The sequence below is a fragment of the Micromonospora sediminimaris genome, assembly GCF_016863575.1.
GTDB lineage: Bacteria > Actinomycetota > Actinomycetes > Mycobacteriales > Micromonosporaceae > Micromonospora > Micromonospora sediminimaris.
Window position 1 is genome coordinate 1 of record NZ_BOPD01000011.1, and the last position, 17,801, is coordinate 17,801.

A 17,801-nucleotide genomic window follows, 5' to 3' on the forward strand; every position below is an offset into this window, starting at 1 on the left:
GGTAACGGCGGCTGCACGGTCAGCGTGAACCGCGCCGAGGACTGGAACGACCGGTTCAACACGACCTTCTCGGTCAGTGGCAGCAACAACTGGACCGTCACCATCCGTACCAACGGCGGCCAGAGCCTGCAGAACAGCTGGAACGCCTCGATCAGCGGCAACAGCGGCACGATCACCGCACGTCCGAACGGTAACGGCAACAACTTCGGCATCACGCTCTGGAAGAACGGTAACAACACCACGCCATCCGCGACCTGCTCAAGCGGCTGACCTGGACCGGGTGGGGTGTCGATCGAGGTCGACGCCCCACCGCCGGCATCGGCACTCGACGGGCCGACCCCTGGGTCGGCCCGTCGTCGTTGCGCCCAGCTGCGGTTCGTATTGACAACCATCGACGCTAGGGTGAGGCTGATGTGAGAGCGCTCTCTCTCAATCGCAATCCGCGACCACCACCAGTCCGGCCAGGGAAGCTCCGAAGTCTACGGCGGCGGCGTCGGAAGGCCCCTGACCCCTCCCCGACAGGAGCCATGAGATGGAAAGCGCCGCACCCCATCCCGCCAGCCGTAGCCTGCTGCGCCTCGGCACCGCGATCGGCGCCCTGCTGGTGCTGCTCGGCAGCTACGTCGTGGCCAGCACCGCGCCGGCCGACGCCGCCCCGGGTGTCAACGCCATCCGGGTGGCCGAATTCCCGGCCGACTGCACGTACAGCCACCGGCTTCCGGACGACCCCATCGTCTTCCCCGGGCTGCCCGGTGCCTCGCACATGCACAGCTTCTTCGGCAGCACGGTGACCAACGCCCACACCACGCTGCCCGACCTGGTCGGCTCCGCCACCACCTGCAACCCGCGAGTCGATGTCTCGTCGTACTGGGTGCCGACCCTCTACCGCGACGACGTGCCGGTGGAACCGTCCATCGCCACCTTCTACTATCTCGGCGAAGGGGTGCGTCCCGACGTCGTCGCGCAGACGCAGCCGTTCCCGCTGGGCCTGCGCCTCGTCGCCGGAAACGCCCGGGCCGCCGGACCGGGCGACAGCATCGCCCGCTGGTCGTGCCTGCACGCCGGGCACGTGCCGCCGTCGAAGGACTTCGTCAACTGCCCGGCCGGCACCATGCTGGAGTCGTACCTCGACTTTCCGCAGTGCTGGAACGGCCGGGACCTCGACTCACCGGATCACAAGAGCCACCTGACCTACCCGGTGAACCAGGCCTGCCCGGCCAGCCACCCGGTGCACGTGCCGAAGCTGCGGCAGGTCCTGCGGTACCCGGTCAACGGTGACCCGTCGCGGCTGCGGTTGGCCTCCGGGCCGGGCTACACGATGCACGGCGACTTCTTCAACGCCTGGCCGGTCGAGGAGTTGGCGCGCCGCGTCCGCGACTGTATCCGTCCGGTCATCAAGTGCGGGCACGACGGCAGGCCGCTCTGAGTCCACAGGTGACACCCGGCGGCGGGCCCGGTCGTACCGGCCCGCCGCCGGGCGGACGCGAAGGAGGCCGCGTGCGACCTCGGCTCGCCGCGCTGCTCGCCGCGCTGCTGCTCGCCACCGGGTGCGCCACCGGAACACCACCGGCCACGGGAACACCACCCGCCGGACAGTTCAGCGCCACCGACATCGCCTGGCTTCAACTATCGGTGGCCATGGCCGAACGGCTGCTGCCGATCCTCGACCTGGTGCCGGACCGGACCACCGACCCGGCCTGGCGGCGGCTCGCCACCCGGATCGAGACCAGCGAACGTATCCACCTGACCCGGGCCCGGCGGCTGTTGGCCGACTTCGGCGCACCGGTGGCCAATCCGCACGAGGGTCACGACATGCCCGGCATGCTCACCGACGAGGAACTTACCGCGCTGCGCTCGGCCACCGGGCGGACGTTTCACCGCCTGGCTGCCGGGCACCTGCGGGCGCATCTGACGCAGTCGGTGCGGATCGCCAGCGCCGAACAGCAGGGCGGGTCCGACCCGGCAGCCACCGGGCTGGCCGCGACCGTGGTCCGGGCCGGCACCGCCGACCTCGCTCGGCTGGACCACCTGGACCGGGCACCGACGCTTCCCCCGGTGCCTGCTGCACGACAGTGACGGCGACTCCCGCCGTCGACCACTTGCGGCTGCCGCAGCCGGCGTGACCGGCTGCCACCAACGCCGTAGCCGCCGCCCCACTACCGCGTACGTGGTAGCCGGCCAGTCGTCCGTGAGCAGGAGTCGCCGGGCCGCGCCGGCCGGTTAGGGTGCGCCCATGAGCGAGCGGTGCGGGCGGATCCTCAGGCGCGCCGCGGTCGGGGACTGGGCGATCGCGGTGGGCGTGACAGCCTTGCTACTGATCGCCGGACTGTCCGCAACGCGCCCCGCCACCGGGGCGGACCTGTTCGGTTACGCGTGGCTGGTGACCGGCGGCCTGGTGTTGGCGGCGCGTCGACGAGCTTCGGTCGCGGTGCTGATCGTCACCGGCGTGTGTGCGGTGGGCCACCAGGCCACCGGCATCGAGCTGCCCGCCGTCGCGTTCCTGTTCGCGGTCTACGCGGCCGTACGCGCGGGACACCGCGTGGTCACGGTCGTGGCGGCCGTCGCGATGCTGGTCTCCCTTCCGCTCGCGGCTCTGGTCCTACCACCGGGACTACCCGTCGGCGAGGCACTCGCGCGGGCCCGCGACGCCCTCGAAGTGGCCTGGCTGATCGCCGCCGGGGCTGCGGGTGAGGCGCTTCGGCAGGCCGAGCGGCGTGCGGAGGAGGCCGAGCGCACCCGGGAGGAGACGGCACTGCGCCGCGCCGACGAGGAGCGGCTGCACATCGCGCGGGAACTGCATGATTCCCTCACCCACCAGATCTCGATCATCAAGGTGCAGGCCGAGGTCGCCGTGCACCTGGCCAGCCGGCGCGGCGAGCCGGTGCCGGAGGCGCTCTCGGCCATCCGCGAGGCCAGCCGCGAGGCGACCCGGGAACTGCGCGCGACCCTGGAGACGCTGCGCGCCGACGGCACCGCCGGATCGCCCGGGCTCGACCAGCTCCCGGAACTGGTGCGACGGGCCCGGATGGCCGGCCTGGACGCGACGTTGACGATCGACGGAGAACGGACCGACGTGCCGGTCGCGGTGGGCCGCACCGCCTACCGCATCGTGCAGGAATCCCTCACCAACATCGCCCGTCACGCCTCCGCCGCCACGGCCTCGGTACGGATCGACTACCGGCCGGGCACCCTCGCGATCCGGGTGGACGACAACGGCGACGGCGCGCCGGGCCGGGCGGCGGCACCGGGCGTCGGACTGCTCGGCATGCGGGAACGCGTCGTCGCTCTGGGTGGGCTGTTGCGGGCCGAGACACGCGACGAGGGCGGGTTCACCGTCCACGCCGAACTTCCGGTGGGCGCGGCATGATTCGCGTCCTGCTGGTCGACGACCAACCGCTGCTGCGCAGCGGATTCCGTGCGCTGCTCGACATCGAGGACGACATCGAGGTGGTGGCCGAGGCCGCCGACGGCCAGCAGGCACTGACCCTGGCGCGGAAGCACCTGCCCGACATCGCGCTCGTCGACATCCAGATGCCGGTCATGGACGGCATCGAGACCACCCGGCACATCGCAGCGGATCCGACGCTGGCCGGCGTGCACGTGGTCATCCTGACCAATTACGGTCTGGACGAACATGTCTTCCACGCGCTTCGCGCCGGTGCCGCCGGCTTCCTGGTCAAGGACATCGAGCCGGCGGATCTCGTGTACGCCGTCCGGGTGGCCGCCCGTGGCGACGCCCTGCTCGCGCCGTCGATCACCCGCAAGCTGATCGACCGGTACGTCACCGAGCCGCAGCGGAGACCGACCGGTGCGCGACTGAAGGAGTTGACCAATCGCGAGCGGGAGACGGTCGTCCTCCTGGCGCAGGGCCTGTCCAACGACCAGATCGCCGAACGCCTGGTGATCAGCCCGCTGACCGCCAAGACCCACATCAACCGGGCGATGACCAAGCTTCATGCCCGTGACCGAGCCCAGCTCGTGGTCATCGCCTACGAGTCCGGCCTGGTGTCGCCCCGGGACCGCTGACCTCGACGACAGCCCGGACACACCAGCCGGTCACGGTTCAAGCAGTTGATGCTCCACGGCCGTCAGGACCAGCCGGAGCAGGTGCTCGTCCAGCGGCTCCTGCCAGGCTGACATGAACACCGTGACGACGGCGTACCCGACCGCCATCATCACGTACGCGTTGTCCGCGGTGACGGTGGTGCCATCGGCGAAACCAGCTGTCATCGTGCTGTCGTACCGCCAGCTCAGCTCGCCGATTATCGGTGCGCTGGCGGCCCGGACCTCGACGTCGAGCAAGTCGTCGAGGATGAACGACGGGCAGGCTCGCCGGGCGTCCCGGGCAGCGGTCAGCACGGCTTCGCCCACCGGGGCGTCGTACGCGTAGACGGTGACGGTCAGGTCGCTGTAGGGGAAGTCACCGTCCGCCGGTTCACTTGTGTAGGTCCGTTTGCCGGTCGCGCGCAGGCTGGGCTCGCCTACCGTCAGGAACCGTTCCCGGACCAGGGGCTCACACTCTGGGACGGACACGGTCACCGGCCCGGACGCGATGCCCTGCCCCGCCGGCGCGGACTCGACGACGCGCCAGCTGAACGGGATCACCTGCACGCTGGCCTGGGCGGCCCGGTCGGCCTGTTCGGCGGTGAGCACCCGTTGTGCCACCTCGTACCGTCTGTCGAAATCCGCCAGCCGGCGCTGGCCGGCGTTGATGGCGACGCCACCGGGTACGCCGACATTGACGACCACGATCGCGACGGCGGCGACCAGGACCGCCGTCGCGGTCGGCGCGGCTGTCGCACTCACCCAGGCCGGTGTGGCGCGGCCCCGCGTCGCGCTTTCGGCGATCATCGGCCGGCGTCGAGCGGCGCTGAGCGGTATCAGCAGCGCCGCCAGCAGCAGCACGGCGTGACCGAGCCAGAGCGGGGCGACCGCGACGTCCATGGCGAACATGTCCGGTTCGGTCGGCCGATCCGTCAGCCGGCCGTACCCGTAGTGCGCCGCCGTGGCGGTGCCGGTGGTCGCGGTCGCGGCGAGCACTCCCCGCGCCCAGCCGTACGGCCAGGCGGTGCTCAGCGTCACGACGACCAGGACCACCGCGCCGGCGGCGGCACAGAGCCACCACCGCTGCTGCTGCGCCCGCAACTGGTCGGTCAGGCCGGCACCCTCCGCGGTCACCAGGATCGCCGCGGTGCCGCCGAGTGCTGCCGCGACGAGCGCCACCAGCCACGACCGCCGTCCTCCGGGCAGGCGTCGCGGCGACAGCAGCGCGTAGACCGGCAGCAGCCCGAGGGCGAGCGCCGGCCACGGCTGGTTGGCCAGCCCATAGGTGAGCAGATACCGCAGGTCGTCGAGGTCGTGCAGGACCGCGGCCACCAGACCGACGGTCCAGAGCGCGGCGACGGCGGTCAGTCCGGCCGCGCACCCGGCCAGGCCGGCGTGGACCGGCCGCCCCCGGCGGGCCGCCAGCTCGGCCAGGTGGGCTGCGAGCGCGACCACCCCGGCGGCGACCAGCGTGAGCAGCAGCACGGAGAGTGCCGTCCGCCCCGGATCACCGGGCTGCGTCGGCGGGTAGCGCAGTGGCCTGGCCTGGAACACGACAGGCATGAACGCGGCCCCGGCGGCGACTCCGGCGCAGGTGCCGAGCACCGGACGCCACCATCCCTGCTGCGGCAGCCGGGCCCGCCGCAGCAGGGATGGAAACAGCAACCCGAGCACGGCGACACCGGCCGCCACCGGGACAACCCCGTTGCCCCACCCGTACCACTGTGGATCGCCGAAGTAGACCAGCACGAGGGTGGCGTACATGGCGGCGACCGCGACGAAGCCGACCGCCAGTGCCTGCGCGAACCCGCCCTCGTAGCCGGACGCCGGTTGCCGCAGGGTGCGTATCCGGTCCGTGGGTTCGGGATGGCGGGCCAGCAACCGGCGGGCCCGGCCGATCTTTCGCTGCCGCGCTGCCGGCACCGTCCGGGCGAACGACGCCGTCAGGGCGGCCTCGGCGCCCACGCTCGCGGCGTAGCGGTCGGCCTCGTACTCGCGCAGCCGTAGCAGCGCGGCCGCGAGCAGCGTCACGACCACCGCCAGCAGCGCGACCCCGAGCTGTGCCGCGACCCGCCGTGGTGTCACCCCGAACAGGTTCAGAAAGGGAACGCCGGCCAGCGCCACGGCGGGCGGAGCCAACCATGCCGGACCTCGGATCGTCGAGACCAGACTGACGTCGCGGGCCAGCACATGCGCGATCTCGTGGGAGACGACCGCGTCGAACCGGTCACCGGCGTCGAGGGCCAGCCGCGCCGGGACCACCACGGTGGGTCGCCGGCCGGGCAGGGCGGTGGTGAAGGCGTGGCGCACCGCCGGCCCGGCCACCCACAACCGAGGGGTACGCCCACCCGACAGCCCCTGCCGCTGGCACAGCTCGGCGAAGCGTTGCTGGGCCGGCGGGACGTCGAGCCGACCGAGGCGACCCAACCGGCGCAGATCCCACCACGGTACGACCACCGCGAGAGCCAGCGTTCCGGCGAGTAGGACCAGTGCGGCTGACCCGACCACAAATCCGTGGACGCGCAGCTGCTCTGCCGCGCAGTCGCCGAACGCGTCGAGGGAGCCCTGGTGCAGCGCCTCGCAGCGCGTCGTCGTCAGGTCGTAGGGGATCAGCAGGGACAGGGTGCCGCGGAAGAACAGATTGCCGGCCGCCACTCCCAGACTGGTGAGGGCGACCGCGATCAGCCCGTACAGCCACCACAGCGGCCGGGGTCGTTGCTGGTCAGGGGTGAGTGTCATCCGGCGGCGCCGTGTCGAGGTGAACCGCGCCGACCAGGGCGTCGGCGAGCAGGTCGGCGGCGGCCTGGTCGAGCCCGAGCGTCATCGCGTGGCCCCGGGCCACCGAACGCAACCTGGCCACCTGGGCGGCGGTAAGGACGACCTGACCGTCGACCGCCGGCAGCGCGGCGCGGTCCAGCTCGCTCGCAGACGGTCTGCGCCGGCCTCGTACCCGCCACCGCCGCCACCGCGACCGGACGGTGCTGGCACCGAGACGCAGCACGTCCAGGATCGATGCGGCCACCACCTCGATGACGATCGCGCTGACCAAGGCGTCCTCGATGCCGAAACCGACCCCGCCGCCCGGTGCCCGGCGTTGCGCCAACCCGGCCCGCCAGACGGTCGCCACCTGATCGAAGATGCCCGACTCCTCCGGAGCGATCCGCCCGCTCACCTCCCGGGCCAACCGGATCACGGCCTCGGAGCCGTTGACAGTCGCCGGTGGATGGGTGGGTTCGATCGTCAACGCCGGCTCCCCGAGACACCTCATGCACGGACGGCAGGTCCGCCACAGACTACCGTGCGCTATGGGCCCGGTAGGGCCCCGTAACCCGCCCGAACGGCGCGCCTGGGGGCCGCCGAACTCGCCGCCTGTCGGACCGACGTGGCACGATCGCTCAGGTGACCAGCAGATCCACCACCGAACAGCGTCTCGACGACCTGGCCCGGCTGCGTCGGGTGCGCGACCGCATCGACCGTGAGTACGCCAAGCCGCTGGACGTCGAGGCCCTCGCCCGTGGGGTCAACATGTCGGCCGGGCACCTGAGCCGCCAGTTCCGGCTGGCCTACGGCGAGTCCCCGTACGGCTATCTGATGACCCGGCGCATCGAGCGGGCCATGGCGCTGCTGCGCCGTGGCGACCTGAGCGTCACCGATGTCTGTTTCGCGGTCGGCTGTTCGTCGCTGGGCACCTTCAGCACCCGCTTCACCGAACTGGTCGGCGTGCCGCCCAGCGTCTACCGGCGCGACGCGGCCCGTGCGACGAAGGGGATGCCCTCCTGCGTGGTGAAACAGGTGACCAGACCGGTCAGGAATCGAGAAGCAGCGGCCCGCGCGTCGCAGCTAGCGTGACCGGCATGGACATCACCATTCACGCCAGCTTCCTGCCGCACAACGACCCGGACGCCGCCCTGGCCTTCTACCGGGATCTGCTCGGTTTCGAGGTCCGCAACGACGTCGGTTACCAGGGCATGCGCTGGATCACCGTCGGCCCACCCGGTCAGCCCGGCACCTCGATCGTGCTGCATCCACCGGCCGCCGACCCCGGCGTGACCGACGAGGAGCGCCGTACCATCACCGAGATGATGGCCAAGGGCACCTACTCCTCGATCTTGTTGGCCACGCCCGACCTCGACAGCGTTTTCGAGCGGTTGCAGGCCAGCGACACCGAGATCGTGCAGGAGCCGACCGACCAGCCGTACGGGGTTCGTGACTGCGCCGTCCGGGACGCCGCCGGCAACATGATCCGTATCCAGGAAGTGCGATGAGCAGGGACAACCGGTCGGCACCACCCGCCGCCGACAGCCACGATCTGATCCGGGTGCAGGGCGCCCGGGAGAACAATCTCAAGGACGTCACCGTCGAGCTGCCGAAGCGCCGGCTGACGGTGTTCACCGGCGTCTCCGGTTCAGGCAAGAGTTCGCTGGTGTTCAGCACCATCGCGGCGGAGTCGCAGCGGCTGATCAACGAGACCTACAGCGCGTTCATCCAGGGCTTCATGCCGACCCTGGCCCGGCCGGAGGTCGACGTCCTCGACGGGCTGACCACCGCGATCATCGTCGACCAGGAGCGGATGGCCGCCAACCCGCGGTCGACCGTCGGCACCGCCACCGACGCCAACGCCATGCTGCGGATCCTGTTCAGCCGGCTCGGCAAGCCGCACATCGGGTCGCCTCAGGCGTACTCCTTCAACGTCGCCTCTATCAGCGGTGCCGGCGCGGTGACCATCGAACGTGGCGGCACCACCACGAAGGAGCGGCGGAGCTTCAGCATCACCGGTGGCATGTGCCCGCGCTGCGAAGGCACCGGGCGGGTGACGGACATCGACCTGACCGCGTTGTACGACGACAGCAAGTCGCTCAACGAAAGCGCGATCACCGTGCCCGGTTACAGCATGGACGGGTGGTACGGCCGGATCTACCGGGGTAGCGGCTTCTTCGACCCGGACAAACCAATCCGCAAGTACACCAAGAAGGAGCTGCACGACCTGCTCCACAAGGAGCCGACCAAGATCAAGGTCGACGGGATCAACCTGACGTACTCGGGTCTGATCCCGCAGATCCAGAAGTCGTTCCTGTCCAAGGACGTCGAGGCGATGCAGCCGCACGTCCGCGCCTTCGTGGAACGGGCGGTCACCTTCACGACCTGCCCCGACTGTGGCGGCACCCGGCTGAGCGAGGCGGCCCGCTCCTCGAAGATCAAGGGCGTCAACATCGCCGACGCCTGCGCCATGCAGATCAGCGATCTCGCCGAGTGGGTGCGCGGGCTCCGCGAACCCTCCGTGGCGCCGCTGCTGGCGTCGTTGCAGCACACCCTCGACTCCTTCGTCGAGATCGGGCTCGGTTACCTCAGCCTGGACCGGCCGTCCGGGACGCTCTCCGGCGGCGAGGCCCAACGCACCAAGATGATCCGCCACCTCGGGTCGTCGCTGACCGACGTCACCTACGTCTTCGACGAGCCCACCATCGGGCTGCACCCGCATGACATCCAGCAGATGAACCGCCTGCTGCTGCGGCTGCGCGACAAGGGCAACACCGTGCTCGTCGTGGAGCACAAGCCGGAGACGATCGCCATCGCCGACCACGTCGTCGACCTCGGCCCCGGGGCCGGCACGGCGGGCGGCACCGTCTGTTTCGAGGGCACCGTCGAGGGGCTGCGGGCCAGCGGTACGCTCACCGGCCGCCACCTGGACGACCGGGCCACCCTCAAGAAGTCGGTGCGTACGCCCACCGGGCACCTGCCGATCCGTAAGGCCTCGACGCACAACCTGCGCGACGTCGACGTCGACATCCCGCTCGGGGTGCTGGTCGTGGTCACCGGCGTCGCCGGTTCGGGCAAGAGTTCGCTGGTGCACGGGTCGATCCCGCCCGGTGCCGGGGTGGTGTCGATCGACCAGGGCGCGATCCGTGGCTCGCGGCGCAGCAACCCGGCGACGTACACCGGGCTGCTCGACCCGATCCGTAAGGCGTTCGCGAAGGCCAACGGCGTGAAGCCGGCGCTGTTCAGCGCCAACTCCGAAGGCGCCTGCCCCAACTGCAACGGCGCCGGCGTCATCTACACCGACCTGGCGATGATGGCCGGCGTCGCCACGGTGTGCGAGGAGTGCGAGGGCAAGCGGTTCCAGGCATCCGTCCTGGAATACCGCTTCGGCGGTCGGGACATCGCCGAGGTGCTCGCGATGCCGGTGAGCGAGGCGGAGGAGTTCTTCGGGTCCGGCGAGGCGCGTACGCCGGCCGCGCACCGCATCCTCAACCGGCTCGCCGAGGTCGGCCTCGGTTACCTCAGCCTCGGTCAGCCGCTCACCACTCTCTCCGGCGGTGAGCGGCAGCGGCTCAAGTTGGCCACCCACATGGCCGAGCAGGGCGGGGTCTACGTGCTCGACGAGCCGACCACCGGGTTGCACCTCGCCGACGTCGAGCACCTGCTCGGTCTGCTCGACCGGCTCGTCGACTCCGGCAAGTCGGTAATCGTCATCGAACACCACCAGGCGGTCATGGCCCACGCCGACTGGATCATCGACCTGGGGCCGGGCGCAGGTCACGACGGTGGCCGGATCGTCTTCGAGGGCACCCCCGCCGATCTTGTCGCTGCCCGGTCCACCCTCACCGGCGAACACCTCGCCGCCTACGTGGGCGGCTGAGCCCGCTCATCCACCAGCGGTACCACGCTCACCCCACGGTGATGATCATCACCGTGGGGTGAAACCTACCCTCTCCGGAGGGTAGGTTCGGTGCTGGTCGTCGAGGTGCGGCTACGGCCCCTCGCGGTCTCCTTCTTGAGCGGTTTCTTCCGGGCGACGATGCCCGGAAACGGTCCGGAAACGTCCGACCGGCACTGGTATGTGCAGATCAGTCGCTCCCTGCCCGGGGGAGCGGCATCGTGTGTGCGCCGGACGCGTGCACCCTGAGTGGAAACGGCTGTATGTCTTCGATGCTGTCCGCGGTCGCCCGGCCGCGTCTGTCCCGCCCGTCCTGGTTGTCGCCGAAGGTGTTGCGGACCGAGGTCCTCGCCGGGCTGGTGGTGGCCCTGGCCCTGATCCCGGAGGCGATCAGCTTCTCGATCCTGGCCGGGGTGGATCCACGGGTCGGACTGTTCGCCTCGTTCACCATGGCCGTGGTCATCTCGATCTGCGGTGGCCGCCCGGCGATGATCAGCGCGGCTACCGGCGCGATCGCCCTGGTCGTCGCGCCGCTGGCCAAGGAGCACGGCCTGGACTACCTGATCGCGGCGGTGATCCTGGGCGGGGCGATCCAGGTGCTGCTGGCCGCTCTCGGGGTGGCGAAGCTGATGCGGTTCATCCCGCGCAGCGTGATGGTCGGGTTCGTCAACGCCCTGGCCATCCTGATCTTCGCCGCGCAGGTGCCGTACCTGCTCGGGGTGCCGTGGCTGGTCTACCCCCTCGTCGCCCTCGCTCTGGTGATCATGGTCGGCCTGCCCCGACTCACCAGGGCCGTGCCGGCCCCGCTGGTCGCGATCGTCGTGCTGACCGTGATCACGGTGGTCGCCGCGGTGACCGTGCCGACCGTCGGGGACCAGGGCGAACTGCCGAACAGCCTGCCCACCCTCGGCCTGCCGCAGATCCCGTGGACGATGGAGACCCTGGCCCTGATCGCCCCCTACGCCGTCGGTATCGCGCTGGTCGGGCTGATGGAATCGTTGATGACCGCCAAGCTGGTCGACGACATCACCGACACGCACTCCAACAAGACCCGCGAGTCCTGGGGCCAGGGCGTGGCCAACATCGTCACTGGCTTCTTCGGTGGCATGGGCGGCTGCGCCATGATCGGCCAGACGATGATCAACGTGAAGGCGTCCGGCGCCCGGACCCGCCTGTCGACGTTCCTGTCCGGCGTCTTCCTGCTCATCCTGGTCGTGGCGCTCGGCGACGTGGTCGCCACCATCCCGATGGCCGCCCTCGTCGCCGTGATGGTCATCGTCGCGGTCTCCACCTTCGACTGGCACTCCGTCGCCCCCGCCACGCTCAAGCGCATGCCGCTGGGCGAGACCCTGGTCATGGTCACCACCGTCGCCACCACCCTGGTCACCCACAACCTGGCCATCGGCGTCGTCGCCGGTGTGCTCACCGCCATGGTGATCTTCGCCCGCCGGGTCGCCCACCTGGTCGAGGTCACCAGCGTGCTCGACCCCGACGGCGGCACCCGGATCTACTCGGTGCACGGCGAACTCTTCTTCGCCTCCAGTAACGACCTGGTCTACCAGTTCGACTACGCCGGCGACCCGGAGAAGGTGGTCATCGACATGAGTCGGGCGCACGTCTGGGACGCCTCCTCCGTGGCCGCCCTGGACGCCATCACCACCAAGTACGCCGACCGCGGCAAGACCGTCGAGATCGTCGAACTGAACAAGCCCAGCGCGGCGATCCACGGCAGCCTCGCCGGCACCCTCAGCGCGGGCCACTGATGACCCTCACCGGACGCGACGCCGGGCCGCGACACGCCAGCGGCCCGGCACCCGACCGACTCATGCAGATCGGCGAGGCCGCCGAACGGGTCGGCCTGAGCATCCGCACCATCCGTCACTACGAACAGGTCGGGCTCATCGTCCCGTCGGCGCGTACCGACGGCGGCTTCCGCCTCTACACCGAACCCGATCTGGACCGCCTCGGGGTGGTCAAACGGATGAAACCCCTCGGGTTCACCCTCGACGAGATGCGCGACCTGCTCGGCATCCTCGACGCGCTGCCCGCTGCCGACGATGACGAACGTCGCGCCCTGCTCGACCGGCTCGCCATGTTCCACACCCTCGCCACCACGCGGGTCGACGCACTCCGCGAACAGCTGGCCACCGCCGAAGGCTTCGCCGACACCCTGCGGCAGCGGATCGACAAGCACACTCGCCCGGACTAGGTGTACTGCCCAGGACGTTTCGGCCACTCGCCCACGGCGGACCCGCGCGTCAGCCTGCTGAGGTTCACTGCTGATGCCGTCCCGGCCACCTGTTGTCCATGCGATGTCAACCTGAACTCTTCTCGGCGCCGGTACCTTGCGGTCTCCGTGAGTCGTGCCGGGCCTGCCGGCGGGTGCCGCGGTGCGCCAACGAATTCAGACACAGGTTCAGACGGGTATGCGGGGGAAGGCGGTTCTTCGGGTGTGGCTCGGGGCTGACAAGAAGGAGTTCGAGGCCTTCCTCGATTCCGCTGACGTTTACTGGCGCAAGAACCTCGGCTCCACGACGTCCCAGAACTACCTCGTCGTCGAGGTGTTCCACCAGGACATCAGGGTGGCGATGCGTAACCTGTCGGTCGCCAACGCGATCCGCCGCATCGTCCCGGCTCAACTGGTCGTGGTGACCGGGGTGGAGCAGATGTGGCACGACGCGCTGTGGACCGAGTTCGACGTGAAGCTGGTCGAGCGGATCGCGGCCGCCTACGGCGCCAGCCAGGTCATCGACCTGTACCGCCTCGTGGAGGGGCCGGCCAACTCCGCCACGCCGAGTGCCGTGCCGGTGGAGCTGTTCGGACGGCCGCTGCCCCCCGGTGCGCCGATCAGTGAGGAAACCCTCGCCGAGTTCGTCAGCGCCACCTACTGCCGGGTGACCAAGCGCCCCCGGCCGCCGGAGAACCCCGCCGCCGACCCGCGCTACCGGCGACGGCAGGCGCTGGCCCGGGCCATCTCCTCGGCCTACGACGCCCTGCTCGGCAGCGGCTCGGTGGTCGCGCTGGTCACCAGCCACGTCGACTACGACCACTGGGGGCTCGCGGTGGACTCCGCCCGACGGGCCGGGGTACCCGTGGTGCACACCCAGCAGACCGGCTGTCTCAAGGCGTACGCGCTGTTCCCCGAGAACGACACTGGCGAGCACACCTTCCGTGGTGAACTCACTCACCAGATCGGCGCCTTCTTCGAACAGCGGGTGTGGACACGACGCAACGAGGTGCGGCGTAACGCCGAACTCGTCGCCTGGCGGTCAAAGGTCAACCTGGGCCGGCCCAGCTGGTGGCGGGGCGGCGCCAGCGCGTCCGTCGACATCACCAACAGCAGTGAGCGGGCCCGGCTGCGGACGCACTTCGCGGCCCGCCTGGGGTTCGACCCGGCTCGTCCGGTGGTGGCGGTGTTCAACCACGCGGTGTCCGACGCGCCGGGCACGAACCACCAGTCCTTCCCGACGCTGGCCGACTGGTTCGCCGAGACCGCCCAGTTCGCCAGTACCGCCACCGAGGTGCAGTGGCTGTTCCAGGACCATCCGAGCCAGTTCCGCTACGACAGCACCGACTTCTTCGACTCGGTCGCCCGACGGTACGCCCGACACCGGCACATGGTGTTCCAGCCCAGTAAGGACCTGAGCAAGAACGGTCTGTGGAGCCTCGTCGACCTGGGCGTGACCGTGCGCGGCAGCGTCAGCAACGAGCTGCCCGCGTACGGCATCCCGGTGATCCAGGCCGGCTGGTCCGAGTGGAGCGAGTGTGGTCTGTCCACGGTGGTGAACGACCCGGAGACCTACTGGAAGGCACTCGACGCCGCGATCAGCGCCATGCTCAACGGCGAGGAGATCATCTCCGCCGAGCAGGTCGAGCGCGCCCGCCTGTGGTTGTGGTTCTACCGCAGCGCCACCGACCTGTTCACCCCTCAGGTGCCGCACTGGGAGGTGTGGCCCGCCGACTACCTGCTGCGCGCGGTGCGGACCTCGTTCCGACACATCGAGAGCGACGCGGACCCGGTCTTCGAGGCCGTCGAGCGCATGTGGACCCGGCGTGAGCCGGTGCTGACCCGGACCGACCTCCAGATGCCGGGAGGTGTCCGGTAGTGGCGATCGGCGCCTGGTTCGCCACCGAGTTCGACGAGCCGATCCCGGCCCGGGAGCTTCCCGCGACGTTCATTTCGGGTGGGGATCCCGAGGTGTTGCTCGCCGACCAGGTCGCCCGGGGCGTGGCGATCGTGGGCCGGGTCCAGGGCGGGTCCGGCGCGGTCGTGCTCAAGGTACGCACCGACGGCCGCCCGGTTCGCGTCCGGGTCGACCTGCACATCGACGGTGCCTCACAGACCGCCTGGTCGCGGGCGGCGGCACCGGCTCGGGGGATGCGCGAGCTGCCGCGACTGGTCATGGTCCGGGCCCAGGGCGCGGACCGGGCCGCCGCTGTCATCAGCCGCCAACGGGGGCGGTTGCGGATGGTGGAGGCCCACGCCTGGGTGGAGTTCGACCTGTGGGCCGACGAGGTGGGGGACGACGGCCTCCTGATCATCGAGGTGGTGGACGGCACGCTGCCGTCGTGGGCGTCGACCGCGCTCAGCCCGCTGGCGGCGATCGGCGTACGGATCAACCAGGTCGAGATCGTCGCGATCGACGCGGCCGAGCAGCGCGGTGATGCCACTCGACTCGCCGGTGCCGCCGCCCAGCTCGCCGGGCTGGTCAGCGCCGGAGGTCTGGTCGGGGCGCGAGGTCGCGGACAGGGACACCCCCGGTCGCGGTTCATCGTGGTCAACGCCGCCGACCCCACCGTACGGTGCCGGCTGCGGATCGCGGCCGCCACCGCCCCACCGGCAGCGGTGCGACAGCCGAGCCAGAAGTGGCTGCGCCGCCAGCAGGGCCAGACCGTGCTGAAGGCGTTCCGGGTGGCGCAGCGTGGGGCGGGATACGCGCTGTTCGAGGCGTCGCCGTTCACCCGGCCGCCGCACCCGGACCGGCTGGTGGTCCGGGGCGTCCATCTGGTCGACGGCACCGAGTGCCGGGTGAGCGCCACCCCGCAGGGCGAGGAGACCCTCGACGTGGTGGTCGAGCGTACGGCGCCCGGTCCGGTGCTGGTCGGGCTCGCCGAGCACGACAACCCGGCGGTACGGCGGCGGGTCGCCGAGACCGTCTGCCAGCTCGTCGAGTTGGAGTGTCATCGGTGACCGAGCACAACCACCATGACCTGACCCTCACTGCTGATCCAGCGGCAAACCGGCGGGCGCTCGAACAGATCCTGGCCTCCGGTACCGGGGGCACCCTGCGGCTGCCGGCGGGCGCCTTCACCCTGGACCGGGGAGTGGTGCTCGGCTCGGGCTGGACGCTGACCGGGGCCGCGCCGGGCAACGGGCCGGTGACCACGTGGCTGACGTCGTCCTCGTCGGCCGGCGAACCCATCGTCCACGTGCTGGGCTCCCGGGTGACCGTCCAGGACATCGGCTTCCGCCCGCCGCCGTGCGCGCCGGGGGAGCACGGCGGCGACCGGGGCACCGCCATCACCATCGGGAACTACCTCTACCCGGCCGGGGCGGAGTGGATCGAGGACATCCAGATCCGGCGCGTCGAGGTCGAGCGCCGCGACGAGCGCGCCGCCAACTGCGTCGCCGTCATGGGCGCGGTGCGCGACGTCACCATCAGCGACGTCTCCATCGTCGGTGGCTGCACCGGCATCGCCGTGCACTGGGGCGCGGTCGGCGACGGGGTCGACTCGATCGTCGGGCCCTCGTACCATCCGCACCACCTCGAACTCCGTGACCTGCGCGTGTCCGACGCTTTCGAGGGGTTCTACCTCAGCTCGGTGCACGACGTGACGGTGGACCGGGTCCACCTGTCCGATGTCGAGATCGGCTTCCGGCTCCTGCCCGGCGACAACACCGACCGGTTCCACTCCGCCGGTGACAACCCGGTCGGCGCGCGTATCCGCGTCTCGGGTGCCCACGTGGCCTGGAACGGTCCGCTGTACGCGGTCCGGATCGCGGGCTGGGGACGCAGCGAGATCGACCACTCGTTCCGGGTACTCGAATACCGGGACGTGGTGGTCCGGGACTGCACGTTCGTGCCGCTGCCGCTCGCCACGGCCGGGCCCGGCGAGGCGCGGCGTCCTCGGTCGCCCATCGTCGTCGAGCAGGCATCCGGTGTGATCCTGGACGGGATCCGCGTCGACCTGCGGGCGGACCCGGCCGGCCCGCTGCCCGATGACGGGGCGACCGTCGGTCGCCGCCAGCCGGCCGGGTTCCGGTGGCCGGAGGTCGATCAGCGCAACTTCTCGGCCAGGTAATCCTCCCAGGTGCGGGTGCCGACGGTGACGCCGTCGACGGTGAGGTTGTGGCCGTGGCGGTACGCCCTGCCGACCGCCCCGGGCACCGGGACCGGCAGGAAGGGCCGGTTCCCGCCGCGGGCGGCGAGGTAGCTGCGGATCAGTTCGGCCAGCGGGTAGACCTGCGGTCCCGCCAGTTCGGGCACGAGACCGGACGAAACGCCCTGGACCAGGTCGACCAGCCGGTCGGCGACGTCGCGGGAGTCGACCGGCTGGAACCGGATCACCCTCGGGTCGGGCACGATCGGCAGGGCTGCCAGCTTCCGCACGACGGTGTAGACCAGGTCGTGGAACTGCGCGGCCCGCAGCGTCGTCCACGGCACGTCGGATTCGCTTACCGCCCGCTCCGCGCCGTGCTTGGCCTCGAAGTAGCCGATCGGCACCCGGCCGGCACCGATGACCGAGATGTAGACGACGTGCCGTACCCCGGCTCGGGCGGCGGCCCGCATCAGGCTGGCGGTGGCCCGGTCGTCGCCCTTCGGGCCGCCGGCCAGGTGCAGCAGCGTGTGGACACCGTCGACAGCAGGCTCGATGCCCTCGTCCCTGAGCAGGTCGCCCGTGACGTACTCGACGCCGTCGACACCTCGGTGGGTCTTGCGGCTGAGTACCCGTACGGTGTGTCCCGCCGCGCTCAGGCGCGGCAGGACGTGCCCGCCGAGTGTGCCGGTGCCGCCGGTGACCAGGACGGGAGCGTTCGTCGCGGCGTCGTTCATGGCTTCTCCGTTCGGATGGGTACAGGTCTTCGACCCCGCCCAGCCGC

At 70.8% G+C, this 17,801-nt stretch carries 15 protein-coding genes and 1 pseudogene; 13 read left to right on the forward strand and 3 right to left on the reverse strand.

Annotated elements, in window-relative coordinates:
* From Vse01_RS09305 to Vse01_RS09325, 5 genes and pseudogenes are all read left to right on the forward strand, one after another.
* Nucleotides 1-270 (forward strand): annotated as a pseudogene (locus Vse01_RS09305) (glycoside hydrolase family 11 protein); the annotation flags it as partial.
* 262 nt (nucleotides 271-532) lie between these two features.
* On the forward strand, nucleotides 533-1,426 hold the full coding sequence (locus tag Vse01_RS09310) for a DUF1996 domain-containing protein (RefSeq protein WP_093406069.1): 894 nt from the start codon (nucleotides 533-535) through the stop codon (nucleotides 1,424-1,426).
* 71 nt (nucleotides 1,427-1,497) lie between these two features.
* Nucleotides 1,498-2,076, forward strand: coding sequence for a DUF305 domain-containing protein (locus tag Vse01_RS09315; protein WP_093406067.1), 579 nt, complete (start codon nucleotides 1,498-1,500; stop codon nucleotides 2,074-2,076).
* Between the two features lie 157 nt (nucleotides 2,077-2,233).
* The gene (locus Vse01_RS09320; protein WP_093406064.1) at nucleotides 2,234-3,367 is read left to right on the forward strand and encodes a sensor histidine kinase; all 1,134 of its coding nucleotides are present in this window, start codon (nucleotides 2,234-2,236) and stop codon (nucleotides 3,365-3,367) included.
* The gene (locus Vse01_RS09325; protein WP_093406062.1) at nucleotides 3,364-4,026 is read left to right on the forward strand and encodes a response regulator; all 663 of its coding nucleotides are present in this window, start codon (nucleotides 3,364-3,366) and stop codon (nucleotides 4,024-4,026) included. The genes Vse01_RS09320 and Vse01_RS09325 overlap by 4 nt, the downstream gene beginning before the upstream one ends.
* 30 nt (nucleotides 4,027-4,056) lie before the next feature.
* Here Vse01_RS09325 and Vse01_RS09330 read toward each other — a convergent pair whose 3' ends face one another.
* Both Vse01_RS09330 and Vse01_RS09335 read right to left on the reverse strand, forming a co-directional pair.
* Entirely contained in the window at nucleotides 4,057-6,783 is a 2,727-nt protein-coding gene (locus Vse01_RS09330; RefSeq protein WP_093406059.1) for a M48 family metalloprotease, read from the reverse strand.
* Nucleotides 6,767-7,288 (reverse strand): hypothetical protein, encoded by a 522-nt coding sequence (locus Vse01_RS09335; protein ID WP_093406056.1) that lies wholly within the window; start codon nucleotides 7,286-7,288, stop codon nucleotides 6,767-6,769. Before Vse01_RS09335 ends, Vse01_RS09330 begins: the two co-directional genes overlap by 17 nt.
* A 155-nt stretch (nucleotides 7,289-7,443) precedes the next feature.
* Here Vse01_RS09335 and Vse01_RS09340 point away from each other — a divergent pair, with 155 nt between their 5' ends.
* The 8 genes from Vse01_RS09340 (at nucleotide 7,444) to Vse01_RS09375 (ending at nucleotide 17,002) form a co-directional block, all read left to right on the forward strand.
* Nucleotides 7,444-7,893 carry a helix-turn-helix transcriptional regulator gene (locus Vse01_RS09340; RefSeq protein ID WP_093406055.1) on the forward strand — a complete coding sequence of 150 codons (450 nt, stop codon included), beginning with the start codon at nucleotides 7,444-7,446 and terminating at the stop codon, nucleotides 7,891-7,893.
* 5 nt (nucleotides 7,894-7,898) lie between these two features.
* Nucleotides 7,899-8,309 carry a VOC family protein gene (locus Vse01_RS09345; RefSeq protein WP_170863475.1) on the forward strand — a complete coding sequence of 137 codons (411 nt, stop codon included), beginning with the start codon at nucleotides 7,899-7,901 and terminating at the stop codon, nucleotides 8,307-8,309.
* The gene (locus tag Vse01_RS09350) at nucleotides 8,306-10,681 is read left to right on the forward strand and encodes an ATP-binding cassette domain-containing protein (protein WP_093406050.1); all 2,376 of its coding nucleotides are present in this window, start codon (nucleotides 8,306-8,308) and stop codon (nucleotides 10,679-10,681) included. Before Vse01_RS09345 ends, Vse01_RS09350 begins: the two co-directional genes overlap by 4 nt.
* A 281-nt stretch (nucleotides 10,682-10,962) precedes the next feature.
* Complete coding sequence (locus Vse01_RS09355) at nucleotides 10,963-12,462, forward strand: SulP family inorganic anion transporter (RefSeq protein ID WP_093406047.1); 1,500 nt, start codon at nucleotides 10,963-10,965, stop codon at nucleotides 12,460-12,462.
* Entirely contained in the window at nucleotides 12,462-12,908 is a 447-nt protein-coding gene (locus Vse01_RS09360) for a MerR family transcriptional regulator (RefSeq protein WP_093406044.1), read from the forward strand. The genes Vse01_RS09355 and Vse01_RS09360 overlap by 1 nt, the downstream gene beginning before the upstream one ends.
* 241 nt (nucleotides 12,909-13,149) lie before the next feature.
* Entirely contained in the window at nucleotides 13,150-14,805 is a 1,656-nt protein-coding gene (locus Vse01_RS09365) for a hypothetical protein (RefSeq protein ID WP_170863474.1), read from the forward strand.
* The gene (locus Vse01_RS09370; protein ID WP_093406039.1) at nucleotides 14,805-15,890 is read left to right on the forward strand and encodes a hypothetical protein; all 1,086 of its coding nucleotides are present in this window, start codon (nucleotides 14,805-14,807) and stop codon (nucleotides 15,888-15,890) included. Before Vse01_RS09365 ends, Vse01_RS09370 begins: the two co-directional genes overlap by 1 nt.
* Nucleotides 15,887-17,002, forward strand: a complete 1,116-nt coding sequence (locus Vse01_RS09375; protein WP_093406037.1) for a hypothetical protein — start codon at nucleotides 15,887-15,889, stop codon at nucleotides 17,000-17,002. The genes Vse01_RS09370 and Vse01_RS09375 overlap by 4 nt, the downstream gene beginning before the upstream one ends.
* Here the strand turns inward: Vse01_RS09375 and Vse01_RS09380 are convergent.
* Nucleotides 16,978-17,754, reverse strand: coding sequence for an SDR family oxidoreductase (locus Vse01_RS09380; RefSeq protein WP_093406034.1), 777 nt, complete (start codon nucleotides 17,752-17,754; stop codon nucleotides 16,978-16,980). The genes Vse01_RS09375 and Vse01_RS09380 overlap by 25 nt on opposite strands.
* Between the last annotated feature and the right edge of the window lie 47 nt (nucleotides 17,755-17,801).

Bases quoted from the DNA above. Each gene is read 5' to 3' on its own strand.
- Vse01_RS09310 (WP_093406069.1), top strand. From the start codon at position 533: ATGGAAAGCGCCGCACCCCATCCCGCCAGCCGTAGCCTGCTGCGCCTC.
- Vse01_RS09320 (WP_093406064.1), top strand. From the start codon at position 2,234: ATGAGCGAGCGGTGCGGGCGGATCCTCAGGCGCGCCGCGGTCGGGGAC.
- Vse01_RS09325 (WP_093406062.1), top strand. From the start codon at position 3,364: ATGATTCGCGTCCTGCTGGTCGACGACCAACCGCTGCTGCGCAGCGGA.
- Vse01_RS09330 (WP_093406059.1), bottom strand. From the start codon at position 6,783: ATGACACTCACCCCTGACCAGCAACGACCCCGGCCGCTGTGGTGGCTG.
- Vse01_RS09345 (WP_170863475.1), top strand. From the start codon at position 7,899: ATGGACATCACCATTCACGCCAGCTTCCTGCCGCACAACGACCCGGAC.
- Vse01_RS09350 (WP_093406050.1), top strand. From the start codon at position 8,306: ATGAGCAGGGACAACCGGTCGGCACCACCCGCCGCCGACAGCCACGAT.
- Vse01_RS09355 (WP_093406047.1), top strand. From the start codon at position 10,963: ATGTCTTCGATGCTGTCCGCGGTCGCCCGGCCGCGTCTGTCCCGCCCG.
- Vse01_RS09360 (WP_093406044.1), top strand. From the start codon at position 12,462: ATGACCCTCACCGGACGCGACGCCGGGCCGCGACACGCCAGCGGCCCG.
- Vse01_RS09380 (WP_093406034.1), bottom strand. From the start codon at position 17,754: ATGAACGACGCCGCGACGAACGCTCCCGTCCTGGTCACCGGCGGCACC.